Annotated in this window: 26 protein-coding genes; 15 read left to right on the top strand and 11 right to left on the bottom strand. The window is 39.1% G+C overall.

Going from position 1 to position 25,168, the window contains the following annotated elements:
• The first annotated feature begins 35 nt into the window (after positions 1–35).
• Positions 36–983 (top strand): hypothetical protein, encoded by a 948-nt coding sequence (locus tag B4Z47_RS06645; RefSeq protein WP_115048765.1) that lies wholly within the window; start codon positions 36–38, stop codon positions 981–983.
• A gap of 58 nt (positions 984–1,041) precedes the next feature.
• Here B4Z47_RS06645 and B4Z47_RS06640 read toward each other — a convergent pair whose 3' ends face one another.
• Entirely contained in the window at positions 1,042–2,445 is a 1,404-nt protein-coding gene (locus B4Z47_RS06640) for an MFS transporter (protein WP_115048763.1), read from the bottom strand.
• A 118-nt stretch (positions 2,446–2,563) separates the two neighbouring features.
• Between B4Z47_RS06640 and B4Z47_RS06635 the strand changes: the two genes are divergently transcribed.
• Complete coding sequence (locus B4Z47_RS06635) at positions 2,564–2,902, top strand: winged helix-turn-helix transcriptional regulator (RefSeq protein ID WP_112375470.1); 339 nt, start codon at positions 2,564–2,566, stop codon at positions 2,900–2,902.
• Between the two features lie 165 nt (positions 2,903–3,067).
• On the opposite strand, the gene B4Z47_RS06630 is transcribed toward B4Z47_RS06635, so the two are convergent.
• On the bottom strand, positions 3,068–4,060 hold the full coding sequence (locus B4Z47_RS06630; RefSeq protein ID WP_046673609.1) for a 2-hydroxyacid dehydrogenase: 993 nt from the start codon (positions 4,058–4,060) through the stop codon (positions 3,068–3,070).
• 175 nt (positions 4,061–4,235) lie between these two features.
• Between B4Z47_RS06630 and B4Z47_RS06625 the strand changes: the two genes are divergently transcribed.
• The 8 genes from B4Z47_RS06625 to B4Z47_RS06590 all read left to right on the top strand — a co-directional run bounded on the left by B4Z47_RS06625 (position 4,236) and on the right by B4Z47_RS06590 (position 13,064).
• Entirely contained in the window at positions 4,236–5,315 is a 1,080-nt protein-coding gene (locus tag B4Z47_RS06625; RefSeq protein WP_115048756.1) for an NAD(P)H-dependent flavin oxidoreductase, read from the top strand.
• A gap of 167 nt (positions 5,316–5,482) precedes the next feature.
• Complete coding sequence (locus B4Z47_RS06620) at positions 5,483–5,863, top strand: response regulator (RefSeq protein ID WP_046673523.1); 381 nt, start codon at positions 5,483–5,485, stop codon at positions 5,861–5,863.
• Positions 5,856–6,896, top strand: a complete 1,041-nt coding sequence (locus B4Z47_RS06615; protein WP_115048754.1) for a HEAT repeat domain-containing protein — start codon at positions 5,856–5,858, stop codon at positions 6,894–6,896. Before B4Z47_RS06620 ends, B4Z47_RS06615 begins: the two co-directional genes overlap by 8 nt.
• 135 nt (positions 6,897–7,031) lie before the next feature.
• Positions 7,032–7,811: a glycosyltransferase family 2 protein gene (locus B4Z47_RS06610; protein ID WP_201303539.1), complete on the top strand. Its 780-nt coding sequence runs from the start codon at positions 7,032–7,034 to the stop codon at positions 7,809–7,811.
• Positions 7,762–8,469, top strand: a complete 708-nt coding sequence (locus tag B4Z47_RS06605; protein WP_349676660.1) for a glycosyltransferase — start codon at positions 7,762–7,764, stop codon at positions 8,467–8,469. The genes B4Z47_RS06610 and B4Z47_RS06605 overlap by 50 nt, the downstream gene beginning before the upstream one ends.
• Before the next feature lie 4 nt (positions 8,470–8,473).
• Complete coding sequence (locus B4Z47_RS06600) at positions 8,474–10,006, top strand: YaiO family outer membrane beta-barrel protein (RefSeq protein ID WP_115048753.1); 1,533 nt, start codon at positions 8,474–8,476, stop codon at positions 10,004–10,006.
• Position 10,007: 1 nt separating this feature from the next.
• On the top strand, positions 10,008–12,224 hold the full coding sequence (locus B4Z47_RS06595; RefSeq protein WP_115048751.1) for a DUF4838 domain-containing protein: 2,217 nt from the start codon (positions 10,008–10,010) through the stop codon (positions 12,222–12,224).
• A 129-nt stretch (positions 12,225–12,353) separates the two neighbouring features.
• The gene (locus B4Z47_RS06590) at positions 12,354–13,064 is read left to right on the top strand and encodes an aquaporin (RefSeq protein WP_312194276.1); all 711 of its coding nucleotides are present in this window, start codon (positions 12,354–12,356) and stop codon (positions 13,062–13,064) included.
• Between the two features lie 100 nt (positions 13,065–13,164).
• On the opposite strand, the gene B4Z47_RS06585 is transcribed toward B4Z47_RS06590, so the two are convergent.
• Entirely contained in the window at positions 13,165–14,190 is a 1,026-nt protein-coding gene (locus tag B4Z47_RS06585; RefSeq protein WP_070563890.1) for a threonine aldolase family protein, read from the bottom strand.
• Between the two features lie 266 nt (positions 14,191–14,456).
• Between B4Z47_RS06585 and B4Z47_RS06580 the strand changes: the two genes are divergently transcribed.
• The gene (locus B4Z47_RS06580; protein ID WP_201303537.1) at positions 14,457–14,975 is read left to right on the top strand and encodes a VOC family protein; all 519 of its coding nucleotides are present in this window, start codon (positions 14,457–14,459) and stop codon (positions 14,973–14,975) included.
• Positions 14,976–14,986: 11 nt separating this feature from the next.
• Here the strand turns inward: B4Z47_RS06580 and B4Z47_RS06575 are convergent, their stop codons facing one another.
• A complete protein-coding gene (locus tag B4Z47_RS06575; RefSeq protein ID WP_112374072.1) occupies positions 14,987–15,376 on the bottom strand; it encodes a DUF2809 domain-containing protein in 390 nt (129 codons plus the stop codon).
• Positions 15,377–15,396: 20 nt separating this feature from the next.
• Entirely contained in the window at positions 15,397–15,912 is a 516-nt protein-coding gene (locus B4Z47_RS06570; protein WP_115048749.1) for a hypothetical protein, read from the bottom strand.
• A gap of 297 nt (positions 15,913–16,209) precedes the next feature.
• Here B4Z47_RS06570 and B4Z47_RS06565 point away from each other — a divergent pair, with 297 nt between their 5' ends.
• Entirely contained in the window at positions 16,210–16,842 is a 633-nt protein-coding gene (locus tag B4Z47_RS06565) for a hypothetical protein (protein WP_139144936.1), read from the top strand.
• A 5-nt stretch (positions 16,843–16,847) separates the two neighbouring features.
• On the opposite strand, the gene B4Z47_RS06560 is transcribed toward B4Z47_RS06565, so the two are convergent.
• The 3 genes from B4Z47_RS06560 to B4Z47_RS06550 form a co-directional block, all read right to left on the bottom strand.
• Complete coding sequence (locus tag B4Z47_RS06560; protein ID WP_115048747.1) at positions 16,848–18,182, bottom strand: GH1 family beta-glucosidase; 1,335 nt, start codon at positions 18,180–18,182, stop codon at positions 16,848–16,850.
• Positions 18,183–18,545: 363 nt separating this feature from the next.
• Entirely contained in the window at positions 18,546–19,268 is a 723-nt protein-coding gene (locus B4Z47_RS06555; RefSeq protein ID WP_112374075.1) for an SIMPL domain-containing protein, read from the bottom strand.
• A 182-nt stretch (positions 19,269–19,450) separates the two neighbouring features.
• Positions 19,451–19,957 carry an RNA polymerase sigma factor gene (locus tag B4Z47_RS06550; RefSeq protein ID WP_070563905.1) on the bottom strand — a complete coding sequence of 169 codons (507 nt, stop codon included), beginning with the start codon at positions 19,955–19,957 and terminating at the stop codon, positions 19,451–19,453.
• Between the two features lie 349 nt (positions 19,958–20,306).
• Between B4Z47_RS06550 and B4Z47_RS06545 the strand changes: the two genes are divergently transcribed.
• Both B4Z47_RS06545 and B4Z47_RS06540 read left to right on the top strand, forming a co-directional pair.
• Positions 20,307–21,038 carry a hypothetical protein gene (locus B4Z47_RS06545; protein ID WP_070563908.1) on the top strand — a complete coding sequence of 244 codons (732 nt, stop codon included), beginning with the start codon at positions 20,307–20,309 and terminating at the stop codon, positions 21,036–21,038.
• A 10-nt stretch (positions 21,039–21,048) separates the two neighbouring features.
• Positions 21,049–21,705, top strand: coding sequence for a response regulator transcription factor (locus B4Z47_RS06540; RefSeq protein ID WP_115048745.1), 657 nt, complete (start codon positions 21,049–21,051; stop codon positions 21,703–21,705).
• Between the two features lie 58 nt (positions 21,706–21,763).
• On the opposite strand, the gene B4Z47_RS06535 is transcribed toward B4Z47_RS06540, so the two are convergent.
• Both B4Z47_RS06535 and B4Z47_RS06530 read right to left on the bottom strand, forming a co-directional pair.
• Positions 21,764–22,012, bottom strand: a complete 249-nt coding sequence (locus B4Z47_RS06535; protein ID WP_159332946.1) for a hypothetical protein — start codon at positions 22,010–22,012, stop codon at positions 21,764–21,766.
• Positions 22,013–22,116: 104 nt separating this feature from the next.
• Positions 22,117–22,539, bottom strand: coding sequence for a hypothetical protein (locus B4Z47_RS06530; protein WP_286727055.1), 423 nt, complete (start codon positions 22,537–22,539; stop codon positions 22,117–22,119).
• Between the two features lie 266 nt (positions 22,540–22,805).
• On the opposite strand from B4Z47_RS06530, the gene B4Z47_RS06525 reads away from it, so the two are divergent.
• Complete coding sequence (locus B4Z47_RS06525; RefSeq protein WP_236560208.1) at positions 22,806–24,824, top strand: glycoside hydrolase family 43 protein; 2,019 nt, start codon at positions 22,806–22,808, stop codon at positions 24,822–24,824.
• Between the two features lie 8 nt (positions 24,825–24,832).
• On the opposite strand, the gene B4Z47_RS06520 is transcribed toward B4Z47_RS06525, so the two are convergent.
• Positions 24,833–25,132 (bottom strand): hypothetical protein, encoded by a 300-nt coding sequence (locus B4Z47_RS06520; RefSeq protein WP_046673508.1) that lies wholly within the window; start codon positions 25,130–25,132, stop codon positions 24,833–24,835.
• Positions 25,133–25,168 lie beyond the last annotated feature (36 nt).

Raw genomic sequence — 25,168 nt, 5'->3', positions numbered from 1 at the left:
ATCGATAGCGAAGCAATCCATAGAAATTAAACGGTATGACTAAAAATATTCTCGTAAATACAATCGAAATTGATAAAGCAACTATTCGTGAATTAATTAAACAGGGCGATGTCAATGCCGCAATTGATCTGGTTGCCACAGCGGCAAATGTAAAGTATAAAGCTGCCCGGGATATAGTGCAAATGTTTCAAGAAGATCATATTGATCTTTTTGATGGTAAAGACTTATTTTTAGGCGATTATGACCGGATTGAAAATCGTGACGATGCTGACAGAGCAGATCACAAAAGATCTACATTTTTGGAAGTGGAAACAAATGAGCATAGCCGGACCAGTATTTGGAAGGCACTTTTTATTTTTTCTGTCCTTGCACTATTTGCTTTTGTTATCTTAAATTACGTTGTTGGTTTTAATCAAATAGGACATCATATTTCAGAACTTACGCAGTTATTCGATAAAAATGAAAGCTCAGCTGCTGCAGATGCTGACACATCCAAACAAAATATCGCCTTAAGTGTTGGAGCCACCCAGGTGGACGATGTTGAAGACCTCCATCCCGTAGATACAAATCTCTTACCAATGGATGTGAGGCAGGCCGAAATAGCACGAATATATCAGGCTCAGTTCGACCGATTGAACCCCGCAAAACATTCGCCAACGGATGAAGATGCACAGCTTGCTTTAATTCACCTTACCAAAGGACGGTTGACGGACCTTATTATTCAACAAAAATTAAGTGTAAAAATAGGGAAGTGTTATGAAAACCTGGCCATGAAAGATAAGGGAACTTGCGTGAGTTGCATGATACTACTTTATAATAGAGCGCAGAAAAAATGGCAAGAAGCACCCGATGGGGAAAATTTCCTGCGTAATGCTTATGACTTTTACTTGTCCCCTGATTCAGATTTGTGGGAAGCTGGTCCCTTGAGTATGCGCATACCCTATGATTATGCTTTAGTGAACAAATATAAGGCAGCAAATTAGCGGCCTTAACCCTTATATAAAATAAGATAAAACAGCTAAACCCTATACAAATTACCTGCTATTTTACCTTTTGTGAAGGTAAATAAGCTATAAAACCTAGGACAAATAAGAGCAATATGACCGATAGTGCGATCGAGTAGCCATAAGCTGATGAAATATGCTGCCAAATGAAAAATTTATTTTCTTTTTGATGTAGAAATACACCGACGATAAATGTGATTCCCAGGCATATTGATAGTTGTTGTATCGTAAGATAGATGGCAGATCCGACTGAAATTAATTTTTCATTGAGGTCTTTTAAGGCAAGAGTCATTAATGCAGGTAGCACACTACCGCAACCAATGCCGTATAAAAAGAACAGGGTATGTATCTGGTAGTTATTTAAAAGCATCCTATTAAAAATGAAAAGATGTGCAACCAATCCCAAAATCATGATGCCTAATCCATAAAGCACCACAATTTTTCCATGACGCTGTATCAACTTGCTGACCATAACGCTTGCCAATACATAACCTATACCTTGATAAACAAAGGCAATTCCGGTCATTGTTGCTGTATAATTCTTTTGATTTTGAAGGTAATTGGAATTTATGATAAAATAAGCGTCCTGTACCATATAGTAGGCTAATGCGGCCAGCAGACCCAAATTGAAAACCCGATTATTGAATAAGGTGAAATTGAGTACGCTAGGATAGCCCATCTTTTCTAATTTACGCTGTTTTTTTAGAAATAGCTGGACAAAAACAAGCGTTGTTCCCAGGACAAGCAGTGACCATATTGGCCATTTCAAGTCAGGCCCCATGATTAATGGAAAAATTATTCCCATTAAAAGCGTAAATAATGTTACCATTGGTTTAAAAGAAACAGCGGATTTAACGTAGACTTGATCGTTAGCTGTATAACGATAGACAGCAAAGCAGGCGACCACCCCAATGGGAACATTAATTAAAAAGATAAGACGCCAGCTTTCATGTATCCAGGTCTGGTCGGGAAGTATTCCTCCCAATAATTGACCGATGACAGAAGCGATGCCTGCTATACTCCCATAAATACCCAATGCCATTGATCTCTTCTCGGGATTTTCAAAACGTAAGGTGATCAATGCGATACCCTGTGGAACCATCAATCCAGAACTAATCCCTTGGATCAATCTTCCGGCCAATAAAATGTAAAGATTATCGGCTAAGCCACATAAAAGAGAGGCTACTGTAAAACCAGCCATGCCAATTAAATATAATTTCTTCTTTCCATAATGATTTCCGGCATTCCCTGCATTGATTAGAAGACTTGTGTAACCAATGATATATAGTATTATGATCCATTGCGTATCACTATTGCGTAGATGTATCGCATGTTGAACCGTGGGAAGAGAAACATTAATGATAAAAAGATCGATGACGAAAAGAAATATACCCGTTGAAAGGAGGAAAATATGAAGTAGATCCTTAATTTGAAAGCGCATATAGAAAGTTTTTAATAATTTTACGATTAAAAATAGTTTGGATATTTTTTGCAATCAAGTAGTTATAAATGATGTACTTGGTATGTTTTTATGAACTAATGGTCAGTATGAGGAGATTATGAAGGAAAAAAAAAGTGAAAATTTTGGAGCCTGTTGTGATGTCAACGGAATTTTTAAGATAATTGGCGGAAAATGGAAAGTTTTGCTCATTAAGGCTGTTGCCAAACAATGCCCCAAAAGATTTGGAGAACTACGGCGGGAAATGGAAGATCTGGCGCAAACGACCTTGACCGTTCAACTCCGTGAGCTCGAACGTGATGGTATTTTATGTAGACAGATTTATGCTGAATCTCCACCACGTGTGGAGTATAAACTTAGCGAATTAGGTAAAACTTTACTGCCGGTCATTGAAAGACTTGATGAGTGGTGGTGTGATTACAAACGCGAAAGGGGATAGGCATTTAGTTTATATTCCCTTTCGCTACTCATTTTTGCTGATGCCTAATGAGACAATTGTACCGATGATACAACAGTTTGCATCCATTCTGTTTCTTTAAAAGGTGCATTTAGCCACAACATTGCTAATAGCGCTACCTCAAAATAAATTTGATGGGAAGTCTTGTTAAAGCATGACCTCGGCGTCAGTGATTCCTTTGGTTGATAGGTCTGAGATGCTCCTTAGTGTTCTTTGCGAAATTTCGGTTAATGCTTCTGTGGTGAAAAAAGCTTGGTGTGCCGTCACTAAGACATTCGGATAACTCATCAATAATTGTATTGTTTCATCTTCAATAATTGTTGTCGATAAGTCTTTAAAAAACAACTTTTCCTCTTGTTCATAGACATCAATACCCAGTAAACCAATTTTTCGTTCTTTGAGTGCTTTAATGACATCTTGGGTGTTGATCAGATTGCCTCTGCTTGTATTAATAATAGTAACGCCGTCTTTCATTTTCCCCAATGACTCGCTATTGATGAGGTAGTGGTTCTCGGAGGTTAGGGGACAATGAAGTGAAATGATATCTGATTCTTTAAAGAGCTCATCCAATGATTTGTAATTGACACCCTGTGTTGTAAGCTGCTGATCGGGATATAAGTCATAGGCAATTATTTCTGCCCCAAATCCCAATGCAATTTTGATAAAGGCCTTTCCAATTTTCCCCGTTCCAATAACGCCAATTTTTTTCTGGTGAAGATTAAATCCTAAAAGGCCATTCAATGCAAAATTTTGCTCCCTTACGCGGTTATAGGCTTTATGGGTTTTACGATTCAATGTCAATAACATTGCCATTGTATGCTCTGCAACTGCTTCTGGGGAATAAGCCGGGACCCGACATACCTGAATGCCAAACTCCTTTGCCGCCTCCAGGTCAACATTGTTAAAACCAGCACAGCGTAATGCAATCAGTTCGACACCTTTTTGAGCAAGTACTTCAATCACTTGTCGGTTTAGTTTATCATTGACAAATGCGCAGACCACTTTCTCATCTTCAATAGCATTGACAATATGTGGACCTAAATGCGTTTCAAAAAAATTAAACTGAAATCCGTAAGCGCTGTTTTCCTGTTCAAAGAATAATTTGTCGTATGGTTTAGTCGAAAAGAAGGCGATTTTCATAAAATTGTTTGTTACGTAATAGAATACCATAAATATACAGTATAAATAGCTTATTTGGAACTTCCGTTGTAGGATGTTTCCCAATTGTTATCACATCATTTAACAAAAAATAAGCTAAATTAGACGCATTACATCGATCGTTATACAAATTTTAAGACTATTAAATTGTCCCGATATGCAGTGGTCAAACCAACTCACAAGATCAATAGGTATTGAATATCCGATTATCCAAGCTCCAATGTTTGGTGTTACGACACCAGAAATGGTCATTGCAGCCTCGCGTGCTGGAGCGCTCGGTTCGTTATCTTTGGGTGATCTGCCGCCAGAACGTTGCAGCGAACTTATTCGTTTGACTGCCGAAAATCTAAAGCGGCCTTTCGCGGTCAATATTTTTGTCAATAATATTCCCAAGGTTTCATTCGATTTAAGGAAACAGTATAGTGAAACAAAAACTTTCGTGGAGCAATTAGCCGCGCAGCACGACTTGAAAGTAACCTTACCCGAGCTTGATAGTATCCATTTGACCGATTACAGGGAACAGATTGACGTAATCATCACCCATCGGTGTAAAGTTGTGAGTTTTACGTTTGGAAATTTGGATACAGAAAGTATAAAACGATTGAAAGACAATGATGTTACTCTTATTGGTACATGCACCTCGGTGGCAGAAGCAATCGCTTTGGAAGAATCTGACATTGACATCATCTGTGTACAGGGACTAGAAGCAGGGGGACATCGCGGAAGTTTTGACGAGACTCCAATACCGGCGATTGGCGGACTTTCACTACTACCGCAGGTAAAAGAGCATGTCCATGTTCCCATTATTTATGCCGGTGGTTTATACAACGCTAGTACATTGCATGCTGCAAAGCTCTTAGGTGCCAGTGGCTTCCAGGTGGGTAGTTTATTACTCAAATCTAAGGAGAGCGCGCTCCTGGACTTTGAAAAAGCGCGTCTTTCAGGCGTTAATGAATCAGACATCGTATTAACGAGGAGCTTTTCAGGGCGCTACGCCAGAGGTATAAAAAATAAATTCATTGAAGCTTTAGAAGCCGCTCAAAAGATTTTGCCCTATCCTTATCAAAATAAACTCACAGGCGAATTAAGAAGAGTAGCAAGGATAAATAGAAATGCTGATTTTATCAACATTTGGACCGGACAATCGATACATTCTTACAGTGAACTTTCTACTGCAGATATCATTCGTTCCTTGATCGAAGAAGTTGAAATTTTACATACTAGTTTAGTTGTTTAACAATAAACACGAAATAAGCTATGTCAATATATTGTCATTTTAAGAGATAACAATCCTTAAAACCTGCGTTTAAATTATTTAAATCCACCTGTAGTTGTTAATCGACAAGACATTTTCTTTTTTTTTCGAAACTTTGTCTCACCGTGAAAAACTAAAAATCTACCGCTATGGAGAACGAAAAAAAGAGAATTCTTGTTATCGAAGATAATGAAATTCTATTGAGCACAATGCAATTTGTTCTTGTAAGAGAAGGGTATGACCTCTTACTGGCAAAGTCCGGTAAAGAAGCCCTTTCGCTGGTTTCGGATGAAACCATTGATTTGGTCATAACAGACCTGGCATTACCCTTTGCTAATGGTTACGAAATAATCGATCGCATTCGGAAAAGCAGTACGAATAACCAGGTGCCCGTTATTATTATTTCAGGCTATCGAGATGACAACAGCATTGTTGAAGGTTTCGAAGTAGGAGCCAACGATTATATCAAAAAACCTATTTCGCCGTCTGAACTGATATCCCGTGTACGATTAAGAATAGGTCATGCTTAGTAAAATAGAACATACGATTCATAGCATCCGATCCTTTTTTGAGGGTGAGGGTTGGCCAATTTTGGTTACGATAGCGCTTGTGTTGAGCTTTCTATTTTGGGTAAGCTGTCTTGTCGGTATTGCTATCTTTTATTATCGTGACTATCGGTATCGCCTATATCATGCTAAAATATATCCTGTATTGCGAGATTTTATCTATGAACACATTTTGATTGATAATAGGAATAGCCATTATCCGGTGGATAAACTAGCGTTGGATCTTCATAAGCCGATCATTCAGAAAGTGGTCCGTCAAATATTGCATGAATATATTTTTACTATCGGTGGAGAGAAAGGAAAAAATATGCGGAGTTTATTTAATGAATTGGGCTTCGATAGAGAAGCGCAATACGAAATAAGACACGAGAGCCACCATGTGGCAGCCACAGTAAGATCTTTGGCCGATTTAGCATTGATGAAGGTCGAAATCCAGGATGCGGTTTTGATGCAGCTGATGAGTAGCCCACGCATTGAAATTCGGGTAGCGGCCTTTAAATATCTTTTGCAGGTGCGGGGTGAAATATCCTTCGATCAGGTTTTTTCTGGTATTGCAGGAATTACTGACCTGGATGCACTTGATATCTATCAAACAATTGTCTCAACCGATTATGTGGGATCTTACGTGTTCTCTCAATGGCTGGACGGCGCTCAATCTTTTTCAATCAATAGCCTTATGATGGACCTCATGGTCTATTACCAGCAATTGGATGAAGAAAAATTATGGCAGCTCATCGTTTCAGCTCAGGATGCTAAAACGCTACACAAAGCGATCAACTCATTGGGCAAACTCCTGGCGAGAGATAGCGAAAGTCGGTTAGTGGATTTTTACACCATCGAGCAGCCCTTAAATGTCAAGATAGAGATTGTAAAAGCATTGGGGCGTCTTGGTCAAGGAAAATCGATCGATCTTTTAGAGAACATCTTCAACGATAAAAGTACAGTATTGGCACTACGAAAACACGCTTATCGTTCCCTGCTCGCGCAAAAGCCTTAAAGTGCATCAAGTTTACGTAAAATTGAAACTGCTGAAAATTTGGACGATTATAAGCTTATACGTTATGTTAGTCACCCTATGGTTCACTATATATAGATTGCTAGGTATTGGTTCCATAACACAAAAGTATTGCATATGAAACATTTTATATTTTCAATAGAATTTGTTTTCGGATTTTATTGTCTCTTGCTGTTGATTGTATACGTCATGTTGTTTCGGATGTCATCCATATCGATCCGGAAGAATTTTCGTAAGAGAAATTCCCGACGTGTGCAGACATTAATGGAGTCTGAAATTGCTCCAGGGGTAAGTATTGTCGCACCAGCATATAATGAATCGGTTACAATCGTGAACAATGTACGTTCGCTGATGACACTGTTTTACTCCAGATACGAGGTCGTTATTGTGAATGATGGCAGTAAAGATGATACATTGGAGAAGCTCATTAAAGAGTTTGATCTGGTCCAGGTAGACTTTTTGGTTGACTATTTGGTGCCATGTAAGGAGATTAAAACAATCTACAAATCCAGGGACATCTCTCATAAACGACTAACGATCGTTGATAAAATAAACGGGGGTAGTAAGGCCGATGCGGTAAATGCTGGAATTAATGTAGCTTCCTTTCCTTATATTTTAAATACCGATGTGGATTGTGTACTCGCCAATGACACCCTGGTTCAATTAATCGAAGCTGTACTGGATTCGAAGGAACGTGTAATCGCTGTGGGCGCAACACTACGGATGTCAAACTCCAGTTATGTGGATTCCGGTATGTTGGTGGAAGCTGCATTACCCAAACCCATATTGGCCCGTTTTCAGGAAATGGAATACATTCGATCATACCTGTTGGGTAAAATGGGCTGGAATTACCTCAACTGTATTCCCAATGTTTCTGGGGGGATTGGGATTGTTTGATAAAGAGATTCTCATTGCTGCGGGCGGATATGATTCTAATTCCTTGGGCGAGGATATGGAGATGGTAACCAGAATGTGTATGACCATGTGTGACAATAACCAAAAATACGAGGTCAAGTATATTCCGCAGACGCTCTGTTGGACTGAGGGGCCTGACAGCCTCAAGATGTTAACGCGTCAACGTGTACGCTGGGCGCGGGGTTTGATGCAAATTATGCGCACACATCGTAAGGCCTTTTTTAATCCAAAGTACAAAAGGTTTGGACTCATCGTTTTTCCATACAATGCCATTTTCGAATTTTTTGCCCCTATTATGGAGATTTTAGGTATTTTCTTTTATATCTACCTCATCCTAACACATGGCATTAATTGGCCAATGGCTATTCTTTTATTGATCTTCGTCTATATGTTTTCGGTCTTTCTGACAAGTTTTTCCATTTTACTGGACAATTATGTCTATAAATATTACAAACGGCGAAAAGATATTATAAGGTTATGCCTCACCGCATTTATAGAACCATTTGTTTATCATCCCATTATCGTTTATAGCTCGCTTAAGGGCTATGTCCAAGAACTTTTTGGGAAAAAGCATGCCTGGGGGGAAATGACGCGAAAAGGCACCTTAACTCCTTTGCCCTCTGATCACATTAAAAAGTAGAAAAATGAAAAAATTAATCCTATCTGCGCTAATTTTTTGTTTGCTATTTTTGTCGCAAGTTGTACATGCGCAGGTTAACTGGCAAAATAAAACATACGACGTTGACAGCTTGGTTCCAAAAGCCGCTGGCTACCTGCGAGCAGGAAGAGTGGGGGAATCCATTGCATTGAGCCAAACCGTATTATCAAAATATCCTAAATACACGGATTTTAGGTATATCTTGGGATTGAGCTATCAGAAGATGGGGCGAGCCGACTGGGCGATTCCCTATTTTGAAGCAGTGGTTTCGAGCGAGCCGAGCTACAGAGATGCGTATCTTTCATTAGCTGCACTATATGAGTCTTCTAATCAGCCTGAAAAAGCAACGATTACCTGGCAATCCGCAAGTAAACGGTTTCCGATGGACGCTGAAATCATCAGGTTGTATAGCGAATTTGAACATAGGAAGTTAACACGTGACCGTGATGCGTGCATCGATATCTGGTATAAAAGGGGACGGAATTTCGTCGAAAAGGGAGATGTATTTCAAGCATTGGCTTATTCGGACAGTATACAACATGCTGATCCTGCAGACAATCGTTTCTTATACCTGCGATCAAGTGCTTTTATGACGAATAGAGAATACGGGAAAGCGAAGACTGATTTCGAAACTTTATGGAGCAGAGGTGACAGTTCGATTTTTGTTACCGAACAATTAGCAAACATTGCCGCACTAAACAAAGATTATTCAACGGCATTGGTTTATATGAATCAGCTGGTAGCGAAGATACCAGAAAATGTACAATATCAGCATTTGACCAAAGTTTACCGCGAGAATATGCCTTATAAGTTTTATATTGGAGCAAATCATATGCAAAGTTCGCAAGATCGGCCAAATGGACATTTCTTTATTTCAGGTCTGGAATATGGCCAAAAATTAGGGGAGAAAAATACACTTATCGGACAGTTTAATAACGGGAATAGACGTGGTGAGAAAGGTTATCAGGTCGGTTTGGATGCTTGGCTTAACTACAGTAAAAATATATATGCCTATCACCAGATAGCTTGGGCTGATGGTAGTGTTTTTCCAACATGGCGCGCATCTTATAGCCTATATCGGGAAGCGGGATTGTGGCTCTTCGATTTCGGAGGAAGGTATGTTCGTGCAAATGACAATACAAATAATTACGGACTTGTCGCTTCGGCAGGCCGATATTTTGGGCCAACTTTTGTCTATTTAAGGGGATTTTTGTTACGTGATGAACAGCGATGGAACCAAGCCTACTCCCTCGCGATCCGACATTATTATAACAGTGAAAAACCGGATTCCTATGTCACACTAATCGGTAATGTGGGGACTTCGCCAGATGATCCATCGCGTTATCAATTCCTAAACAACCGTTTCAATTTTTTATCCCGATCAATTAATGCAGGCTGGCAACATCGCATAGATGCTTGGGGTTTTACACTCATGGGCGGTTGGAGCTATTACAAAGTTGCTGAAAATAGATTTATGAACCAGTATGATCTAAATCTATCATTAAGGAGATATTTTTAATATGATGTGGAAGTTTATGTTAGGTCTATTGTCTTTGGTAACGATAGTTCAGGGTAAGGAAAGAATGGTATTGGTGGACAATGGGAAAACGGATTATGTCATCCAGGCGGATGCAAATGATCCTGTTGTACAAAAAGCTGCTGCGGTGATAAACACCTTTACAAAAGAAAGCACAGGTGTAGATTTTGCAATACAAGCCAAAGTTGATGATACACATGCCATTATTTTGGAAAGAAGCCCAATAACAAATGCGTCCCCTGAAGACAGTTATTCGATTGAAGCTGTAGGAAAAAATATTTACATCAAAGGAAGTGGTAGAGGTGTAATATTTGCGGCGTACCGTTATGTCAGGGATGTTATTGGTGGGCGAAAGTGGTATACAGGTAAAGAAAGTACCGATGTTCCAAAGTGTACTGCGTTATATGTGGATGCCGATTTAAAAATCTTTTCAAAGCCTAATTTTCAATTTAGAGAAGTTTATTTCCCTGTGGAATTGGATCAGGAGTACATGGACTGGTATGGCCTACATAATTTGGAAGATAGATGGGGGGACTGGGGCCATACCTTCAGTAAAATATTGCCACCATCGATTTACTTTAAAGATCATCCGGAATATTACGCGCTGTATGATGGGAAGCGCCAACCGATTCAGCTCTGTCTTTCCAATGAAGAAGTTTTTACTCATACAGTCGCTTACTTTAAGAAAAGGATGCTTGAAAATCCAACGGCTATCTATTGGTCCATAGCAGCCAATGACGACATTGGAAGCTGTACTTGCGATCTTTGCCAAGCCATTGATAAGCGCGAAGGAGGAGCACAGGGCTCCTTGATCCACTTTGTGAATAGGGTGGCCGGAAAATTTCCAGACAAGAAATTTACGACGCTGGCGTATCTCGAATCGGCTAATGCTCCAGCGCATTTTCGCGTCGCAGATAATGTTTCGGTTATATTAAGTAATATCGATGCTTTTCGGAAAAATGATATCAGTAGTGAATATTCTGCAGCAACTTTCCGTAGACAATTGGGCGCTTGGAAATCGAAAGCGAAGCATGTGTTTGTATGGGATTATTTGACTCAGTTTACCAATTATCTTGCCCCATTCCCCATTCAAGGAACGATGCAGAAAAGCATGCAATATTTGAAAGGACAAGGGGTAGAAGGGGTATTCTTACAAGGTGGCGGAGCGACCTATAGTGATATGGCGGAGTTAAATGCTTATATTTTGGCTAACCTTGCCTGGGATACAGATGGTCGTTCAGAAGAGCAATTGACAGATGAATTTATTGAGGGCTATTATGGTAAGGCTGCGCCATTTATTAAGAAATATCTCGATCTGCGAAGAAATCACTTGCCTGGAGCTTCCTCCGCTTTGTCGATTTATGGAAATCCAATTGATAATAGAAAGGATTTTTTGAGTCCCGAAGCTATGGATCAATACAGTACATTGTTAGAAAAAGCTGAAATTGCAAGTGAAGGAAATCCTTTATTAGAATCGCGTATTAGACGTGTCGGTTTAGGCTTGGATTACACCTACTTGCAACAAGCACGGTTCTATGGTCCGCATCAGCATGGTATCTTTGAGCAAGACGGCGACCATTGGGTTGTAAGACCTAATGTAAGCCGTAAAGTCACTCAATTTATTAAAGACGCCAAAAGGCTGGGGGTAATAGAACTTGCCGAAGGGGGGGCGTCACCTGATGCTTATGCAAAAGAATGGAGCGAAATATTCAATGCTGGAGTCAGAACGAACAAAGCTTCCCAAGCAAGTATAAAACTGAAAAATCCATTCGATCCTTCCTTCCCTGCCAATGGTCTGGAAACCCTCTCCGATAGTGTCCCAGGATACATGGATTATAGCTACAACTGGTTGCTATGGAATGGGGAGCCGATGGATATTACGTTTGATTTTGAACAGGAAAAACACATCGATACAATTGAGCTTAATTTTCTAAAGGATGTCCGACATTGGATATTTTCACCAAAGGAAGTCCGCATTTCGGTATCCAAAAATGGCGAAGATTTTCAAGATGTGCTGCTGAGGAAACTTGAATCTCAGGAGGAAGATTATACAGTTGAGAAGGTTCGCTATCGAGCTGTGATAAACGACCGTGTTAAGGTCATTCGAGTCTATGCTGAGCCCTTAGCAAAATTACCTGAATGGAGGTATCATCCGAAACGGAACGCGCTTATAGCCTGTGATGAAATATGGATAAACTGATGTTGAAGATGTATCTATAGAACTGATTTTAATAGTGTGTGAATATTGTTCTACAATAAATTTTTTAGTGCTTTAATTTAATACGGAAAATGATTAAATTAGAGTTAACTAAGTTATAAACAGATTCATATGGAAATTAAAACATCTTCAAAATTTGTTGCCGAACTAATTGGAACATTTGGTTTGGTACTTTTTGGTTGTGGAGCTGCCGCTATTGCAGGGGCCAATACCACAGCTGGACTTTCTGGCCTTGGCCTTTTGGGTATTGCAGTTGCCTTCGGCCTTTCGGTCGTGGTTTTTGCTTATGCGATCGGAGGAATCTTAGGTTGTCATATCAATCCTGCCGTTACGGTTGGTGTATTATTGGCGGGTAAAATGTCTGCTAAGGATGCAATTGTGTATATCATTGATCAATTTATTGGCGCACTTTTGGGAGCATTTGTTCTTCAACAGATTTTGAGTGGACAGCTGGCCGGCTTTACTGCAGGTGAATGGGCCTATGGCTCCAACGGATGGGGAAAGGGTTATCAAAACGAGTATGGTACTGCTTCTGCCTTTCTGATCGAAGCAGTGTTAACGTTTCTTTTTCTATTTGTGATATTAGCGACAACCTCTAAAGTAGGTAACAGTACAATGGCTGGACTTGCAATCGGTTTTACACTGCTATTAATCCACCTCGTTGCTATCCCTGTAACGGGTACATCCGTTAACCCAGCACGTTCATTTGGTCCTGCCATTTTAGCGGGGGGGGCAAGCTTTGTCTCAGCTATGGTTATTTATCGTTGCGCCGCTCGTGGGTGCTGCAGTTGCAGCGGTTGTTTGGAAAGCGTTGGAACCTAAAGACTAATTTTTTTCATTTTATCGGATGCGTCCAATGGGTACAACATACCTATTGGACGCTTTCATTTAGGAGTGATTAATAAGCCTAGAGGTCGGATCACTAAGATTTCAATATGGCCTCCATAAAACTTGCAACCTGCTCCTCGTCGGTGGCCCAGGAGGTAATCAGGCGAATAGCAGCATAATCATTATCTATTTCCTTCCAAATATAAAACTGGTATTTCTGACTCAATGTCTCTATGACAGATTTGGGTAAAATCGGGAAAATTTGATTAGTGGTTGAGTCTGTCAAAAATGAATGGCCTTTTTCTTTGATCACCTGAGCGATCCGCATAGCGTAGGAATTTGCTTTTTGCGCTAGTTCAAAATATAAATCATCTTTAAAGAGCTCGAGAAACTGAATGGATAAAACCCGGCCCTTGGCAAGCAAAGCGCCCTTCTGCTTGATTGCATAGTCAAAATCCAGTGCCAATTCGGGTTTATTAAACACTACGGCTTCACCTAAAAGCGCACCGTTTTTCGTCCCGCCAATATAGAATACGTCAGCATAATTTCCAATGTCTTTCAGTGTTAGATCGTTGTTTTCAGCCATCAAAGCATGCCCCAACCGAGCTCCATCCAGATAAAGTAAAAGATGATGTTCTTGACAACATACATAAAGTGCTTCCAATTCTGTCAGCGTATAGATCGTGCCAATTTCAGTCGAATTGGAAATATACACTATTCTTGGCTTTACGACATGTGGTGCCAGTGCATGTTCCTTTAACGTTTTTGTAATATCCTTCGGCGTTAGTTTTCCATCAAGTGTTTCGACAGTAATGACTTTGTGTCCAGTTGCTTCGATAGCGCCAGTTTCATTGGCCGATATGTGCCCCGTTTTTGCGCTAATTACGGCTTCATGGATACGTAAGAGAAAGGATAGCACAAGTAGATTGGTCTGTGTTCCGCCAGATAAAAAGTAAACAACAGCTTGCTCGTTCGCTATCTTTTTCTTCAAAATGCTTTTTGCTGCTTTAGCATATTCATCTTCGCCATAGCCGGCTTGTTGTATCAGATTTGTTTCAATAAGTTTATCTAAAATGCGGGGGTGCGCCCCTTCGGAATAATCGTTTTTAAAATTATACATAACGCTGTTTTTTACTTCAGATGCTATTTACTAAGTACGTCAAACGCATTACCAGGATGATAAATGAATCTTGACCGAGTCAAATGTATAAATACAATATCGTTTTTTAACAATCTGAGCAGGAAAAAAATGGGATAAAAGCTATGAATATAACATTCTGAGCGTATAAGAAAAGAATATGTTGTTTTGCACTGTAAATGTTTTTTCAAAACTTATGATTAAATTTGGGAGAGGAGGTAGAAATAAATATTTATCCTTATCAAATTATGAAAAGAGTCGTATTTGTTGCGAGTATTTCGCTGGCGTTTGGAATGGGGTACGCCTTTAATACCATGAGCAATTTGAACCGACCTGTCGAGTTAAAAAGAGTAACTGGTATAGGCGGAATTTTCTTCAAGTGCAAAGATCCTAAAAAATTAAGGGCCTGGTATGCCGATCATCTGGGACTGGCAACAAATTCTTACGGCGCTGTATTTGAGTGGTATCAGGGTGCTGATAGTACGAAAAAAGGATTTACGCAATGGAGCCCTTTTAAAGAGAGTACAAGCTATTTTGGTCCCTCGGACAAAGACTTTATGATCAATTATCGGGTTGCCGATATTGAAATTCTAATCGATCAATTGAAGAAGGAGGGAGTTACGGTACTTGATAAGATCGAGTCCTTTGACTATGGCAAATTTGTTCATATCATGGATATTGAAGGAAATAAAATAGAGCTTTGGCAGCCGAATGATGTTGCTTATGAAAAGATGGGCATCGATATGGGGGCCAAAACGACAAAATAGGTCTATTCAGTTCACAACGCAGGGTCTGTTTTTAGCAAATGATCTTTAAGATAATCAAGAAATGCAGCTCCAAGCGCTCCCAGGAAATAAGCCCCTAAATCTGACCAGAGAAATCCTTGTCCAAATACGAGGCGCAAAAGTGAATTGCTCCTTATCCATAAAAATAGGGGCAATTGGACAAGTTGTAAAAATTCAATGGTAAAACAGAATAGAATGGTAATGATACAGTAGGAGAACAGTGATTTTTTAATAAATATTAAGCGTGATAACCAATACACCATCATGGCATAAAGCACATCGCCACATATAGGCGGTATGACAGATATTTTACGTGAGATTAAACCCAAGAGTAGAGTTGTCACCATTAGGACCAAATACTGAATTTTTGCCGCGCTTTTCATTTCGTATATCGATGCCAAATTTATTGCCTGGAATAGGAAATTGTTTCAACAGGATTTCCAAAGATCTTTTTGTTCCCCTTTGTCTTCACAAATCTACCCTGTTGTGCTATTGCACTAGCGATGGAGAAAATGACATTTGTGTCGTTTTGGGGGTGTATTGTAGCGAGTAGCTGTCTATTTTGATCGAACAGCTGAAGCTGGTTGACCAAAGCATGGTTTATTTCCATGATGTAGATCTCTTTCAGTGGAATAATGCTATCCTCTTTTTTCGGCTGCCTGATAGATAAGTTCGCACTGTCAACTTGTACTTCAATCTTGGGATTGATCAATTGCAAGATGACGACTAGTGGACCAATGATAACAACCGCAACCAATATCCCTAAGCCCTTCGCCGAACCAAAGTTATTTGCCGCATCGGCCATCCCATTTATACCACAGAAGATCATATAACATAGTATAAATACAACAACTAAATAAATTAATCCAAAGATTAAGCCCTTTTTAACCTGGTGTGATTTAAACTGAAAAGTCTTCATACGATACGCTTTGATTTTTTACATATATATTAATTAAAGATATTTATATTTATGCAATCAGAGAGATATTATGTTAAACATTTTTTCATTTTGTTCGAGCAGGTAGTGGAAAACAGCATTGAAATTAAGAGAACCAACTTCCAACGGAAATCAGATTATTTTCAACTGCTGATGTATATGCTATGCTCAGTGCTGGGTGTTGTCAGTATATTTTGGGATTGGAAAGCAAGTATCCCAGCTGTAATGTGTACAATTTTTGTGTTAATAATACGACGTAAGGTTGACATTTTGTCTAATATGAGCTGGTTTATTTTTGGATTTATTGCTGTTGCATTGCTTTTGTCCTGGATTTTTCATCTGTCTTTTGGTCTGTTTGTGCTTCAGTGTGCATTATTTGCAACCGTTAAACTTGCCATATCAAAATTTAGAGAGATTGGTCAAGATCACACTGATATTATCTTCTCTTTAAATGCCATTGAGTTCTCTTGTCTATGTCCCGAAAACAGCGATTATAAGGGCTATGCAATAAATCCCATGGGCTATAAAAAGCGATTTCAAATGGCAGATATTCGCTCTGTACAACGCGATCGCAAAAATCTACTTATCGTATTAAAAGAACAGCTCGTCCGCCCCCGCGAACTTAGACAGGAAGAGATAGAGCTCATTCTTACGTATTTTAGAAAAAATAAGGCCGCTCTTATTCATGCGGTAACCACCGAAAGGATCCTCCAGGAAGAGGATCGTGTCTATTGGATCAAGCTGATTGTTTTTGCTTTGCCCTGTCTGTTGGCGGTATGCGCAATCTATATTTTTGCTGATAACGGGCGAAATTCATTAATCAGCGTATGTATCATTATTGGGGCAATACTTGTAGCGGTAATTTTATTAAAAATCACGAATTTGATTTATCATCATGGTGAGAAAAAGTAATTTTTTTATTTTAAGAAGTCCGCATACCAATGCCCAGAGGATTTGATGATACGTTGTTGATTTTTGAAATCAACATACACCAGTCCAAATCTTGGCCGATATCCTTCAGCCCATTCGAAGTTGTCAAGAAAAGTCCATACAAAATAGCCCTTGACATTTATACCTTCCTGTTTCGCACGATAAACTTGTTGCAATGCTTCCTGTAAATAGGAAACTCTTTTAGGATCATGTACTATACCATTCTCGGCTTTATCCGGAAACGCGGCGCCGTTTTCGGTAACAATTAAAGGCGGCATGTTTTGGTAGGTACTGAATTTTTTGAGCATATGATAGATGGACGCTGGGTAAACCTCCCAGTTCATTTCAGTTAAATCAACTTTACGCTCTTTTGCGGATACTATTTTTGCTTGGAGATAAGGAACGAACATGGCGTATCGTATAACCTCCCGCGTATAATTCTGTATCCCAATGAAATCCATATCAAATTTCAGGTCTCTTTCATCATTAAATTTAATATACTTCTCAATTCTATTCAGTATTTTAATCTCCTGAGTAGGATAGCCCATTCCTAAGAGAGGTTCTATAAACAGACGATTGAGTAATACGTCTGCTTTTTTTGCTGCTTTAATGTCCTTGTCTCTCGATGTGAATGGTTCGACATGAGAACATGAAAATGTAGTTCCAACCTGACTGTCGGGCTGGATCGATTTGATGATTCGACCTCCCTGTGCTTGTGCCAATGCCGCATGATGCGCGGCGGCCAAAAAATTACCCATACCTTTTCGTTCCGGTGCATGCACGCCAAAGAAATAACCTGCGGCAGTGAATACGGTAGGCTCATTGAGAACCATCCAGTTTTTAACACGATCACCGTAGGTATGCACACATTTGGAAACAAATTCGCCAAACCAATCTTTTACATCACGGTTCACCCAGCCACCTTTTTTTTCTAATGCATGGGGAAGATCCCAATGGTATAAGGTAACCCAAGGGGTGATCCCTAGTTCGAGCGATAGGTCGATCAATTGATCATAAAAATCCAAACCTGATTGATTTACTTCACCGATTCCACCCGGGAAAATACGGCTCCATGATAAGGAGAATCTATAATTAGGAATATGCATTCCTTTCATTAGATGGAGATCCTGGACGTAGCGATTATAAAAATCGCAAGCCTGATTACCATATTGATTTTGAAATATACGGTTCCTTTTTTGTACAAAGATATCCCAAATAGAAGGACCTTTGCCATGTAAATCATGCGCACCCTCGATCTGATAGGCAGCTGTAGACACTCCCCAAATAAAATCTTTGCCAAAAGCATCTTTGGTTAAAAGCATTTATAAAATAAAATTATCGGACCTCAATGCCGTTTAAAAACAATTAGGTCTTGTGGAATCTCAAGGGTGAATAGAATGAACTGAATCGACCTAGAAAGATCCTAAATATAATTCGCTGGAAAAAATAGTTTATCGTTTTCATAATAGATACATTACTCCGTTGATTACATTGAACTATTGTATGATAAAGTAACGAAACGAAAATGAACTGTATATAAACTATGTGTTAAATATACGAAAAAAACACCGCGATGAATCATGGTATTTAACTTAGCCGTATGCTAATTCTAAGCAAGTTTTATTCGTAAGTACGATCTTACCAGAATGTCTAATTGGCGTAGATTCTTAATCCCAATTTTTGAGCTATCTAATTTCAAATTCCGTATATATTGTCCTTTTAAATTCTAAAACTTCGGGGGCTACTTTAAATCCTTCGCCGCCGTAACCCTTGTTGAATGTTTCTAACGCCATCCCTGTTCTAAACTGCGTCGATTGATTGGATGCGCTTCCGTCGTTCGACAAAAACAGCAGTTTGCCAATTTCGACATCTGCCCGAGATGCAAGTTTTTTTGCAGATTTTAATGCATCATCATAAGCAATAAGATCCGCTTCTCTTAAAATACTGTCTGCTTTGGAATGATCGAATGAGATGGAGCCTATTCCGCTTATTTTGGTCTCTAACAACTTGCCTGTTAATTCTGTAAATTTCGATAAATCATGTAAAACAAAATCGATTGTTTGTTGTGCTTGATAACCAATAAATTTATTGGTATTTCCGATGTATTGATAATCCTTATTTGCTGATACGCTGCTTGTTTTAATGTCTTCCTTTTTATTGCCGTATTTTTGGAGCAATGCAATGACCGTATCGACAGTTGCTTGAGTCTCTCTAACCGCGTCTACCATCCTCGGTTTTGTGAATGCCGTATTGATTGTCAACGTGACTTGATCGGGCATTATCCTAATCTTTCCTTCACCACTGACACGAATTCTATTTTCACCTTCTTTTGCTGCCCGATCACAGGACAATACTACCATAATGCCACTCAAGCATATAAAAAATAAAGTGATTAACTGTTTTTTCATACTTTTTGATGTTCAATCTATTAAATCAATAAGTTGTTCCCTAAATATCTAAATATAATGAATAACTAGGATATCCGCTAGGGTAAAATGCAGTTGAAGAATAGGAAGGTCTAAGTAATGGGAAATAAGATAAAAAAGCAGGCTAAATACCTGCTTTTTTTATCTTGAAAAGCGACCATTTTTTAATCGATACTTTTTGAATAAATCTTTAGGTGTTTTTGCAGTGCTTTCCTGGCCATATGTATACGTGTTTTGACCGTACCCTCCGGGATTTGCAGATGCTCTGCAATTTCATAATATTTAAATCCTTCCAAAAACATTGCAAAGGCGTTATAGTAATCTTTTGATAAACTATTGAGTGCGTGTTGTATATCAGAGGCTATAAAATTATTTTCACCGCGATTGGTTGTTATTTCATTATGATAACCTATACTTACATATTCATTGCGGTAATTCTCCAATCTTTTATTTCGAGTATATTGGTTAATATATGTATTTTTCATGATTATATAGAGCCAGGACATCAACTTTGGATGTTTCAGGAATTTTTCAATAGATCCCAATGACCTTACCATGGTCTCCTGAACCAGATCTTCTCGTTCATCCGGATCGTTTGTAAATTGCGCTGCCAAATATTTTAATGTAGGTCTTTTTTCCTTAAACAGTTGATCGATTGTTAAATTTTCCATATTATCAAGTTTTAAGTGTCTATCTTGCCTATATCACTACAATTAAGGTGCTAGAAAATAATTAAGAGGAAATGCGTTGACGCTGAATGGATCAAGCTGTTTTATTACTTGTTTTATTTTAACAATCAGTTAGTCAATGTTTTATGTAGAATAACTATTCAGCTATCAGGCTGATGCTAAGCGTTATTCTGCATTAATAACAAGTGTTTTCCTGTTTCATTTCCCCCTTTTTTCTTTTTGTCGCACGTATTTATACGTAGTGTTTTAATTGGTACATTTTTAATGGCTAAATAGATGTGAATATTTAAAACTGTTGATACCTTTAAATGGTTATTAGTTATGACATGTAATGAAAAACAATATGGGGGACGAAAACAAAAAACTATATTTTGATCTATCAGAAGAGCCTGTGGGACGGTTGGAGAACCTCAAAGAGCCTTCGGAACTAAAGCAGGTATGGGATGGTAGTCAAGAAGATTTTTATAAATCGATTATTAGGAATCAACAAGATGATATTGGAAAAATAGGACGGTATTTCCGCGATGAATTGGCTCAGGAACTTTACGGAATGCGTATATCTCTTCAGAATTTTACAAATCGCTATGGTGATTTTGAAGAATTACGTTGCTTACGTGATTCATTAAGCACGTTGGTTATGGAGATTCGTAATAAAGCTGTATTGCTCTACAATCCGATACTGAATGATCTTGGCATTTTTCATGCAGTTGATGAGGCTGTGGCGAGTTATAGAAAACGATCGGGTTTTACAATTGACACCTTGCTAGATCCGCATTTAAGAGAATTGCATCATGAGGCACAAGTTCAGCTGTTTAAGTTACTTACTGCTATATTCCAGTATTTAAATGATGAGATTCCTTCACAGGCTATTTCAGTTTCGGTACAGGTGATTGAATTTGAGATTTTAGTTAAAGTGTCACCTTTTTTTAGCCAGGGGAGATCGCTGTCAACAATAAAACATGAACATAGTCCAATGCGTTTGATGAAGATTGCTGAACTCTATAATGCACGGATTATGAATCATACGCCGGAGACAGGTATTTTACTTAAATTAACTATTTAAAAAAAGAATAATGATAAAAATCCTATTGGTTGAAGACCACATGGTTGTACGTAACGGAATAAAATTACTATTAGAATCGCAAGATGGATTTGAAGTTGTTGGAGAGGCGTCGAATGGAAAGGAGGCTCTTCAGTTCTTAAATTCTAATCCTGTTCCTGATATTGTCTTAACAGACATCAGCATGGAGGAAATGGATGGTATTGAACTATTACATGAATTAAAAAAACAGTATCCGTCCATTAAAGTAGTAATACTGTCCATGTTGAATCAGATCAACTACGTTGTTGAAGCATTTGAATCTGGTCTTGCCGGATATTTGGTTAAAAACGTTGGCTATAACGAATTGCTTTTTGGATTAAATCATATCGCAAATGGGGGACGATACATGAGCGAGGAAATCGCAATGATACTATTGGACCAAGTTCGCTCTGGACAAAGCTATGCACAGGTATCAGGCGAGCTACAGACAGATTTTGATATCTCCGATAGAGAGTTTGAAGTACTCAAATTAATTGCAGAAGGATACACAAATATTGAAATTGCCGATAAGATATTTTTAAGCAAGCGTACAGTTGAAGGACACCGTCAAAACTTAATCGATAAAGCGGGCGTAAAAAATACAGCTCATTTGGTCAAATTTGCATTTGAAAGAGGCATTTTGAATTAAAAATTTCCTGATAGCCCCATCAGGAAATTTGAAATCTACACCACTATATTTTATGCAGTTAGTTTGTTACACGCAATTGCGCAAAGTTCACATAACTTAGCACAGTGCTGGCAATGTTCATGTGGATGCATAAAGCACTCCTCTGCACAGAGTGTACATAATTCAGCGCAAGTCTTGATAAGTCGTCGGCTATAGTAACTTTCCATAGCAAGAAGTTCGGCCACTGCTTTACAAACGACTGCGCATTCCATATCCAATGCAATACATTTTGCCATGGCTTGAAGGTCACTTTCTTTTGTGCAAGCATTCGCACAGGTATGGCAAGCAGTAACACATTGCCAACAGGCTTCTATACACGATTGTTCGATTGAATTTATCATAAGTTTGTCGTTTTGTCTCGCTGATTGCGCCTTACATAACTGACTTGGCAGCTTTGATGCTATCTTCTAAATAGCCCATTATACCGTCATGATCAGCTTGGGTAATTTTGCCATTCCTTAAATTTTCCAAAACATCTTTTTTAATTCGAGCGATGGCTTGTTCTTTTTCCATCGCTTCTACTGCTGTCTTTGCATTGATTCGATCGACAATGATTTTGCCGAGTTTGTTGTATATCCTTTCAGCTTCCTTATTGGACAACGCTGGAGCTGGAATCCCAGCAACAGCCTCGTTAGCAGCAGCTATATTTGCATAAATGACTGCTTCTGTATTCTTTGCTGCCGCAGCTTCAGCTCTCGCTATAGCTTGTTCACTGGCTGCCGCTGCTTTATTTTCGGCCTCCTCCATATGACGGGAAGCTTTTTCCTGAGGAGTTTGATGATTACACGATATCAACAGCAGACTGGTTATTAAGGAAAAGAAAAAGATGTTATTACATATCATGACCTACGCTCTTAATTAAGTATTTGATTATTTTAAATAGAACGGGTCTCAGAAGTAAATGGTTTGTCAATTAAATGAAACAGTTGCATTTAACTAAACTTGGTTAGAGAAATGGTTTTATGATACAAAATGATGTTCAATTGATACAATATTACCGGCAATTGAGCGATTAATTATTGAATTTTAGATATCTGTATACCAAATAGCTATTTAATTCAATGAACAAAATATACCTTTTAATTAGTGCCCTTTTTCTGTCTTTTGTACAGACGACAATCGCACAGCATACCACAGCAGTATCGATAGGAAAGGCGAATATTCCAATAGACGGAATTTTTCAGGCTGATCCAACCGTATTCTTTTACGGGGGATATTATTATCTGTATGGTACGAATGGAGATTCTGAAGAACAGCAGGGGTTTAAAGTGTATCAATCTACAGATTTGAAACATTGGAAGGTCCCGGCAGGCACAACTTCAGGTTTTGCTCTTTTAAAAGGAGATGCTTTTGGATCGACGGGATTTTGGGCGCCACAGGTATGGTTTGAAAAGGGTAAATTTTATATGGCTTATACAGCAGATGAGCATATAGCAATTGCAGTTAGTGATAGCCCTGTAGGTCCTTTTAAGCAAACTTCCAAAGCACCACTTGAAGTCGGGCAAAAGCAGATAGATCCTTTTGTATTCAGCGATCGCAATGGGAGGAAATACCTGTTTCATGTCAGATTAACGCAAGGAAATAGAATTTTTGTCGCCGAATTAAAGTCCGATTATTCGGGAATAAAAGGAGAGACGCTAAAAGAATGTGTCCATGCGGAATTACCCTGGGAAAATACAGCAAATGCAGAGTGGACGGTTACCGAAGGTCCTACTGTTATCCAGCAAGGCCAGTATTATTATATGTTTTATTCGGCAAATGATTTTCGAAATAAAGACTATGCTGTCGGCGTGGCAATCGCGGATAATGTCTATGGGCCTTGGAAAAAACTAGAAGGTCAGCCGGCATTAAGCCGAAAAAATAGCGGTTTTGCCGGAACTGGACATGGCGACGTTTTCAAAAAAGGAAAGCAATGGTATTATGTCTGTCACACACACTTTTCAGATGAAAAAGTGGCACCTCGGAGAACCGCTATCATACCGTTTAATTTTGCATCAACCAGTGACGGTATTCCGGTTCCTCGGTTTGATACCGCAAAGTTTCGCTTCCTGGCTACAGATCAGGGATTGACCCGGAATGGAAAATCCTATCAAACGGATGTAGCCTTTGGCGATCCCTTTATTGTATTTGATCCGCCTACCGATCGATATTATTTATATGGCACAGGTGGAACTGAAAACGGCTTTATTGCTTATAGTTCCAAAGATCTGAAAACATGGACGAAGGAAAGGAAAGTATATGATGCCAACCAGCCTAATGGCTGGGGAGAAAAAGATTTTTGGGCGCCTGAAGTTTACCGGGTCAATAACAAATACTATATGTATTATAGCGCCCATTGGAAAGATAATCCAAAACAACATATTGAAAACTATCGCATCGGGGTAGCTGTGGCGGATAGTCCCTTAGGGCCATTCAAAGACCTTACTGGAAAACCTATTTTTGATCCGGGATATCCAATTATTGATGCGAACGTTTTTAGAGATACCGACAATAGGAATTATCTGTTTTATTCGCGTTGTTGCTATGAGCATCCGGTGGAGTCGGAGGTTGCGGATTGGGCGAAGCAGAAGTATGGCTATAGCAGGATCGAAGAGAGCTGGGTGTATGGTGTTGAATTGGACAGCAGTATGACTAAAACGATCGGGGACCCAGTCCTTTTAATGCGACCTCCAGTTTCGATGAATGACGCACAGGCTGAATGGGAGAGTAGGTCAGTCACTTCGGGTGAGATAAATAGACGATGGACAGAAGGTTCTTTTCTAATGAAAAAAAACGGACAATATTATATGATGTATTCCGCCAACTATTTTGCTGGAGCCAATTATGCGGTAGGCTATGGAACGGCAACTGCCCCATTGGGAAGCTATGAAAAGTCACCTGCTAACCCAATCATTGAAAAAAATATCCATAGCGGGGGAGTAATTTCGGGTACCGGACACAATAGCCTATTTAGCGATAGAGAAGGAAAGCTCCGCTGTGTGTATCACGGACGTACTATAAAAACGGGTGATAAACGCATGGTGTTTATCAGCGACGTTTTCTTTAATGAAAATGGCCAATTGCATATCGTTACAGATTGACCCACGGGTCAATCTGTCTTTTTGGGTATTGCCGGATTTTCGACATTTTCATCCCAAGCAGCGGACGAGGCCGCTCTAGCACTTGTTCCGTCGCTTGTTTGTGTCTTTTTATGGGCATAATTGACATTTTCTTCTTCTTCAGGATCGGTTTCATCCACGTCCGGTTCAGGACGCTCAATTGGATCAGTATCATTGGGATCCGGAATAGTATGTTGCCCGAATAATCCTTTACGATACCATATGTTACTAAAGTAATAGGCAATAATCAAACCTCGTTTTACTACTGCATGTTGCAATATCTCTTCCATGTTTTCGATTTCGTTTAAGTGGTACAACCCTCTTTA

Origin of the sequence: Sphingobacterium sp. UBA2610, assembly GCF_002339225.1 — a bacterium.
GTDB classification, from domain to species: domain Bacteria; phylum Bacteroidota; class Bacteroidia; order Sphingobacteriales; family Sphingobacteriaceae; genus Sphingobacterium; species Sphingobacterium multivorum.
This window is presented reverse-complemented; position numbering and strand designations above follow the sequence as displayed.

Bases quoted from the DNA above. Each gene is read 5' to 3' on its own strand.
- B4Z47_RS06550 (WP_070563905.1), bottom strand. From the start codon at position 19,957: ATGGAAAATTTAACAATCGATCAACTGTTTAAGGAAAAAAGACCTACA.
- B4Z47_RS06555 (WP_112374075.1), bottom strand. From the start codon at position 19,268: ATGAAAAAACAGTTAATCACTTTATTTTTTATATGCTTGAGTGGCATT.
- B4Z47_RS06610 (WP_201303539.1), top strand. From the start codon at position 7,032: ATGAAACATTTTATATTTTCAATAGAATTTGTTTTCGGATTTTATTGT.
- B4Z47_RS06630 (WP_046673609.1), bottom strand. From the start codon at position 4,060: ATGAAAATCGCCTTCTTTTCGACTAAACCATACGACAAATTATTCTTT.
- B4Z47_RS06540 (WP_115048745.1), top strand. From the start codon at position 21,049: ATGATAAAAATCCTATTGGTTGAAGACCACATGGTTGTACGTAACGGA.
- B4Z47_RS06545 (WP_070563908.1), top strand. From the start codon at position 20,307: ATGAAAAACAATATGGGGGACGAAAACAAAAAACTATATTTTGATCTA.
- B4Z47_RS06575 (WP_112374072.1), bottom strand. From the start codon at position 15,376: ATGAAAAGCGCGGCAAAAATTCAGTATTTGGTCCTAATGGTGACAACT.
- B4Z47_RS06535 (WP_159332946.1), bottom strand. From the start codon at position 22,012: ATGCTTGCACAAAAGAAAGTGACCTTCAAGCCATGGCAAAATGTATTG.
- B4Z47_RS06600 (WP_115048753.1), top strand. From the start codon at position 8,474: ATGAAAAAATTAATCCTATCTGCGCTAATTTTTTGTTTGCTATTTTTG.
- B4Z47_RS06585 (WP_070563890.1), bottom strand. From the start codon at position 14,190: ATGTATAATTTTAAAAACGATTATTCCGAAGGGGCGCACCCCCGCATT.
- B4Z47_RS06620 (WP_046673523.1), top strand. From the start codon at position 5,483: ATGGAGAACGAAAAAAAGAGAATTCTTGTTATCGAAGATAATGAAATT.
- B4Z47_RS06560 (WP_115048747.1), bottom strand. From the start codon at position 18,182: ATGCTTTTAACCAAAGATGCTTTTGGCAAAGATTTTATTTGGGGAGTG.
- B4Z47_RS06645 (WP_115048765.1), top strand. From the start codon at position 36: ATGACTAAAAATATTCTCGTAAATACAATCGAAATTGATAAAGCAACT.
- B4Z47_RS06640 (WP_115048763.1), bottom strand. From the start codon at position 2,445: ATGCGCTTTCAAATTAAGGATCTACTTCATATTTTCCTCCTTTCAACG.
- B4Z47_RS06590 (WP_312194276.1), top strand. From the start codon at position 12,354: ATGGAAATTAAAACATCTTCAAAATTTGTTGCCGAACTAATTGGAACA.
- B4Z47_RS06565 (WP_139144936.1), top strand. From the start codon at position 16,210: ATGAGCTGGTTTATTTTTGGATTTATTGCTGTTGCATTGCTTTTGTCC.
- B4Z47_RS06595 (WP_115048751.1), top strand. From the start codon at position 10,008: ATGATGTGGAAGTTTATGTTAGGTCTATTGTCTTTGGTAACGATAGTT.
- B4Z47_RS06635 (WP_112375470.1), top strand. From the start codon at position 2,564: ATGAAGGAAAAAAAAAGTGAAAATTTTGGAGCCTGTTGTGATGTCAAC.
- B4Z47_RS06525 (WP_236560208.1), top strand. From the start codon at position 22,806: ATGAACAAAATATACCTTTTAATTAGTGCCCTTTTTCTGTCTTTTGTA.
- B4Z47_RS06625 (WP_115048756.1), top strand. From the start codon at position 4,236: ATGCAGTGGTCAAACCAACTCACAAGATCAATAGGTATTGAATATCCG.
- B4Z47_RS06570 (WP_115048749.1), bottom strand. From the start codon at position 15,912: ATGAAGACTTTTCAGTTTAAATCACACCAGGTTAAAAAGGGCTTAATC.
- B4Z47_RS06580 (WP_201303537.1), top strand. From the start codon at position 14,457: ATGAAAAGAGTCGTATTTGTTGCGAGTATTTCGCTGGCGTTTGGAATG.
- B4Z47_RS06520 (WP_046673508.1), bottom strand. From the start codon at position 25,132: ATGGAAGAGATATTGCAACATGCAGTAGTAAAACGAGGTTTGATTATT.
- B4Z47_RS06615 (WP_115048754.1), top strand. From the start codon at position 5,856: ATGCTTAGTAAAATAGAACATACGATTCATAGCATCCGATCCTTTTTT.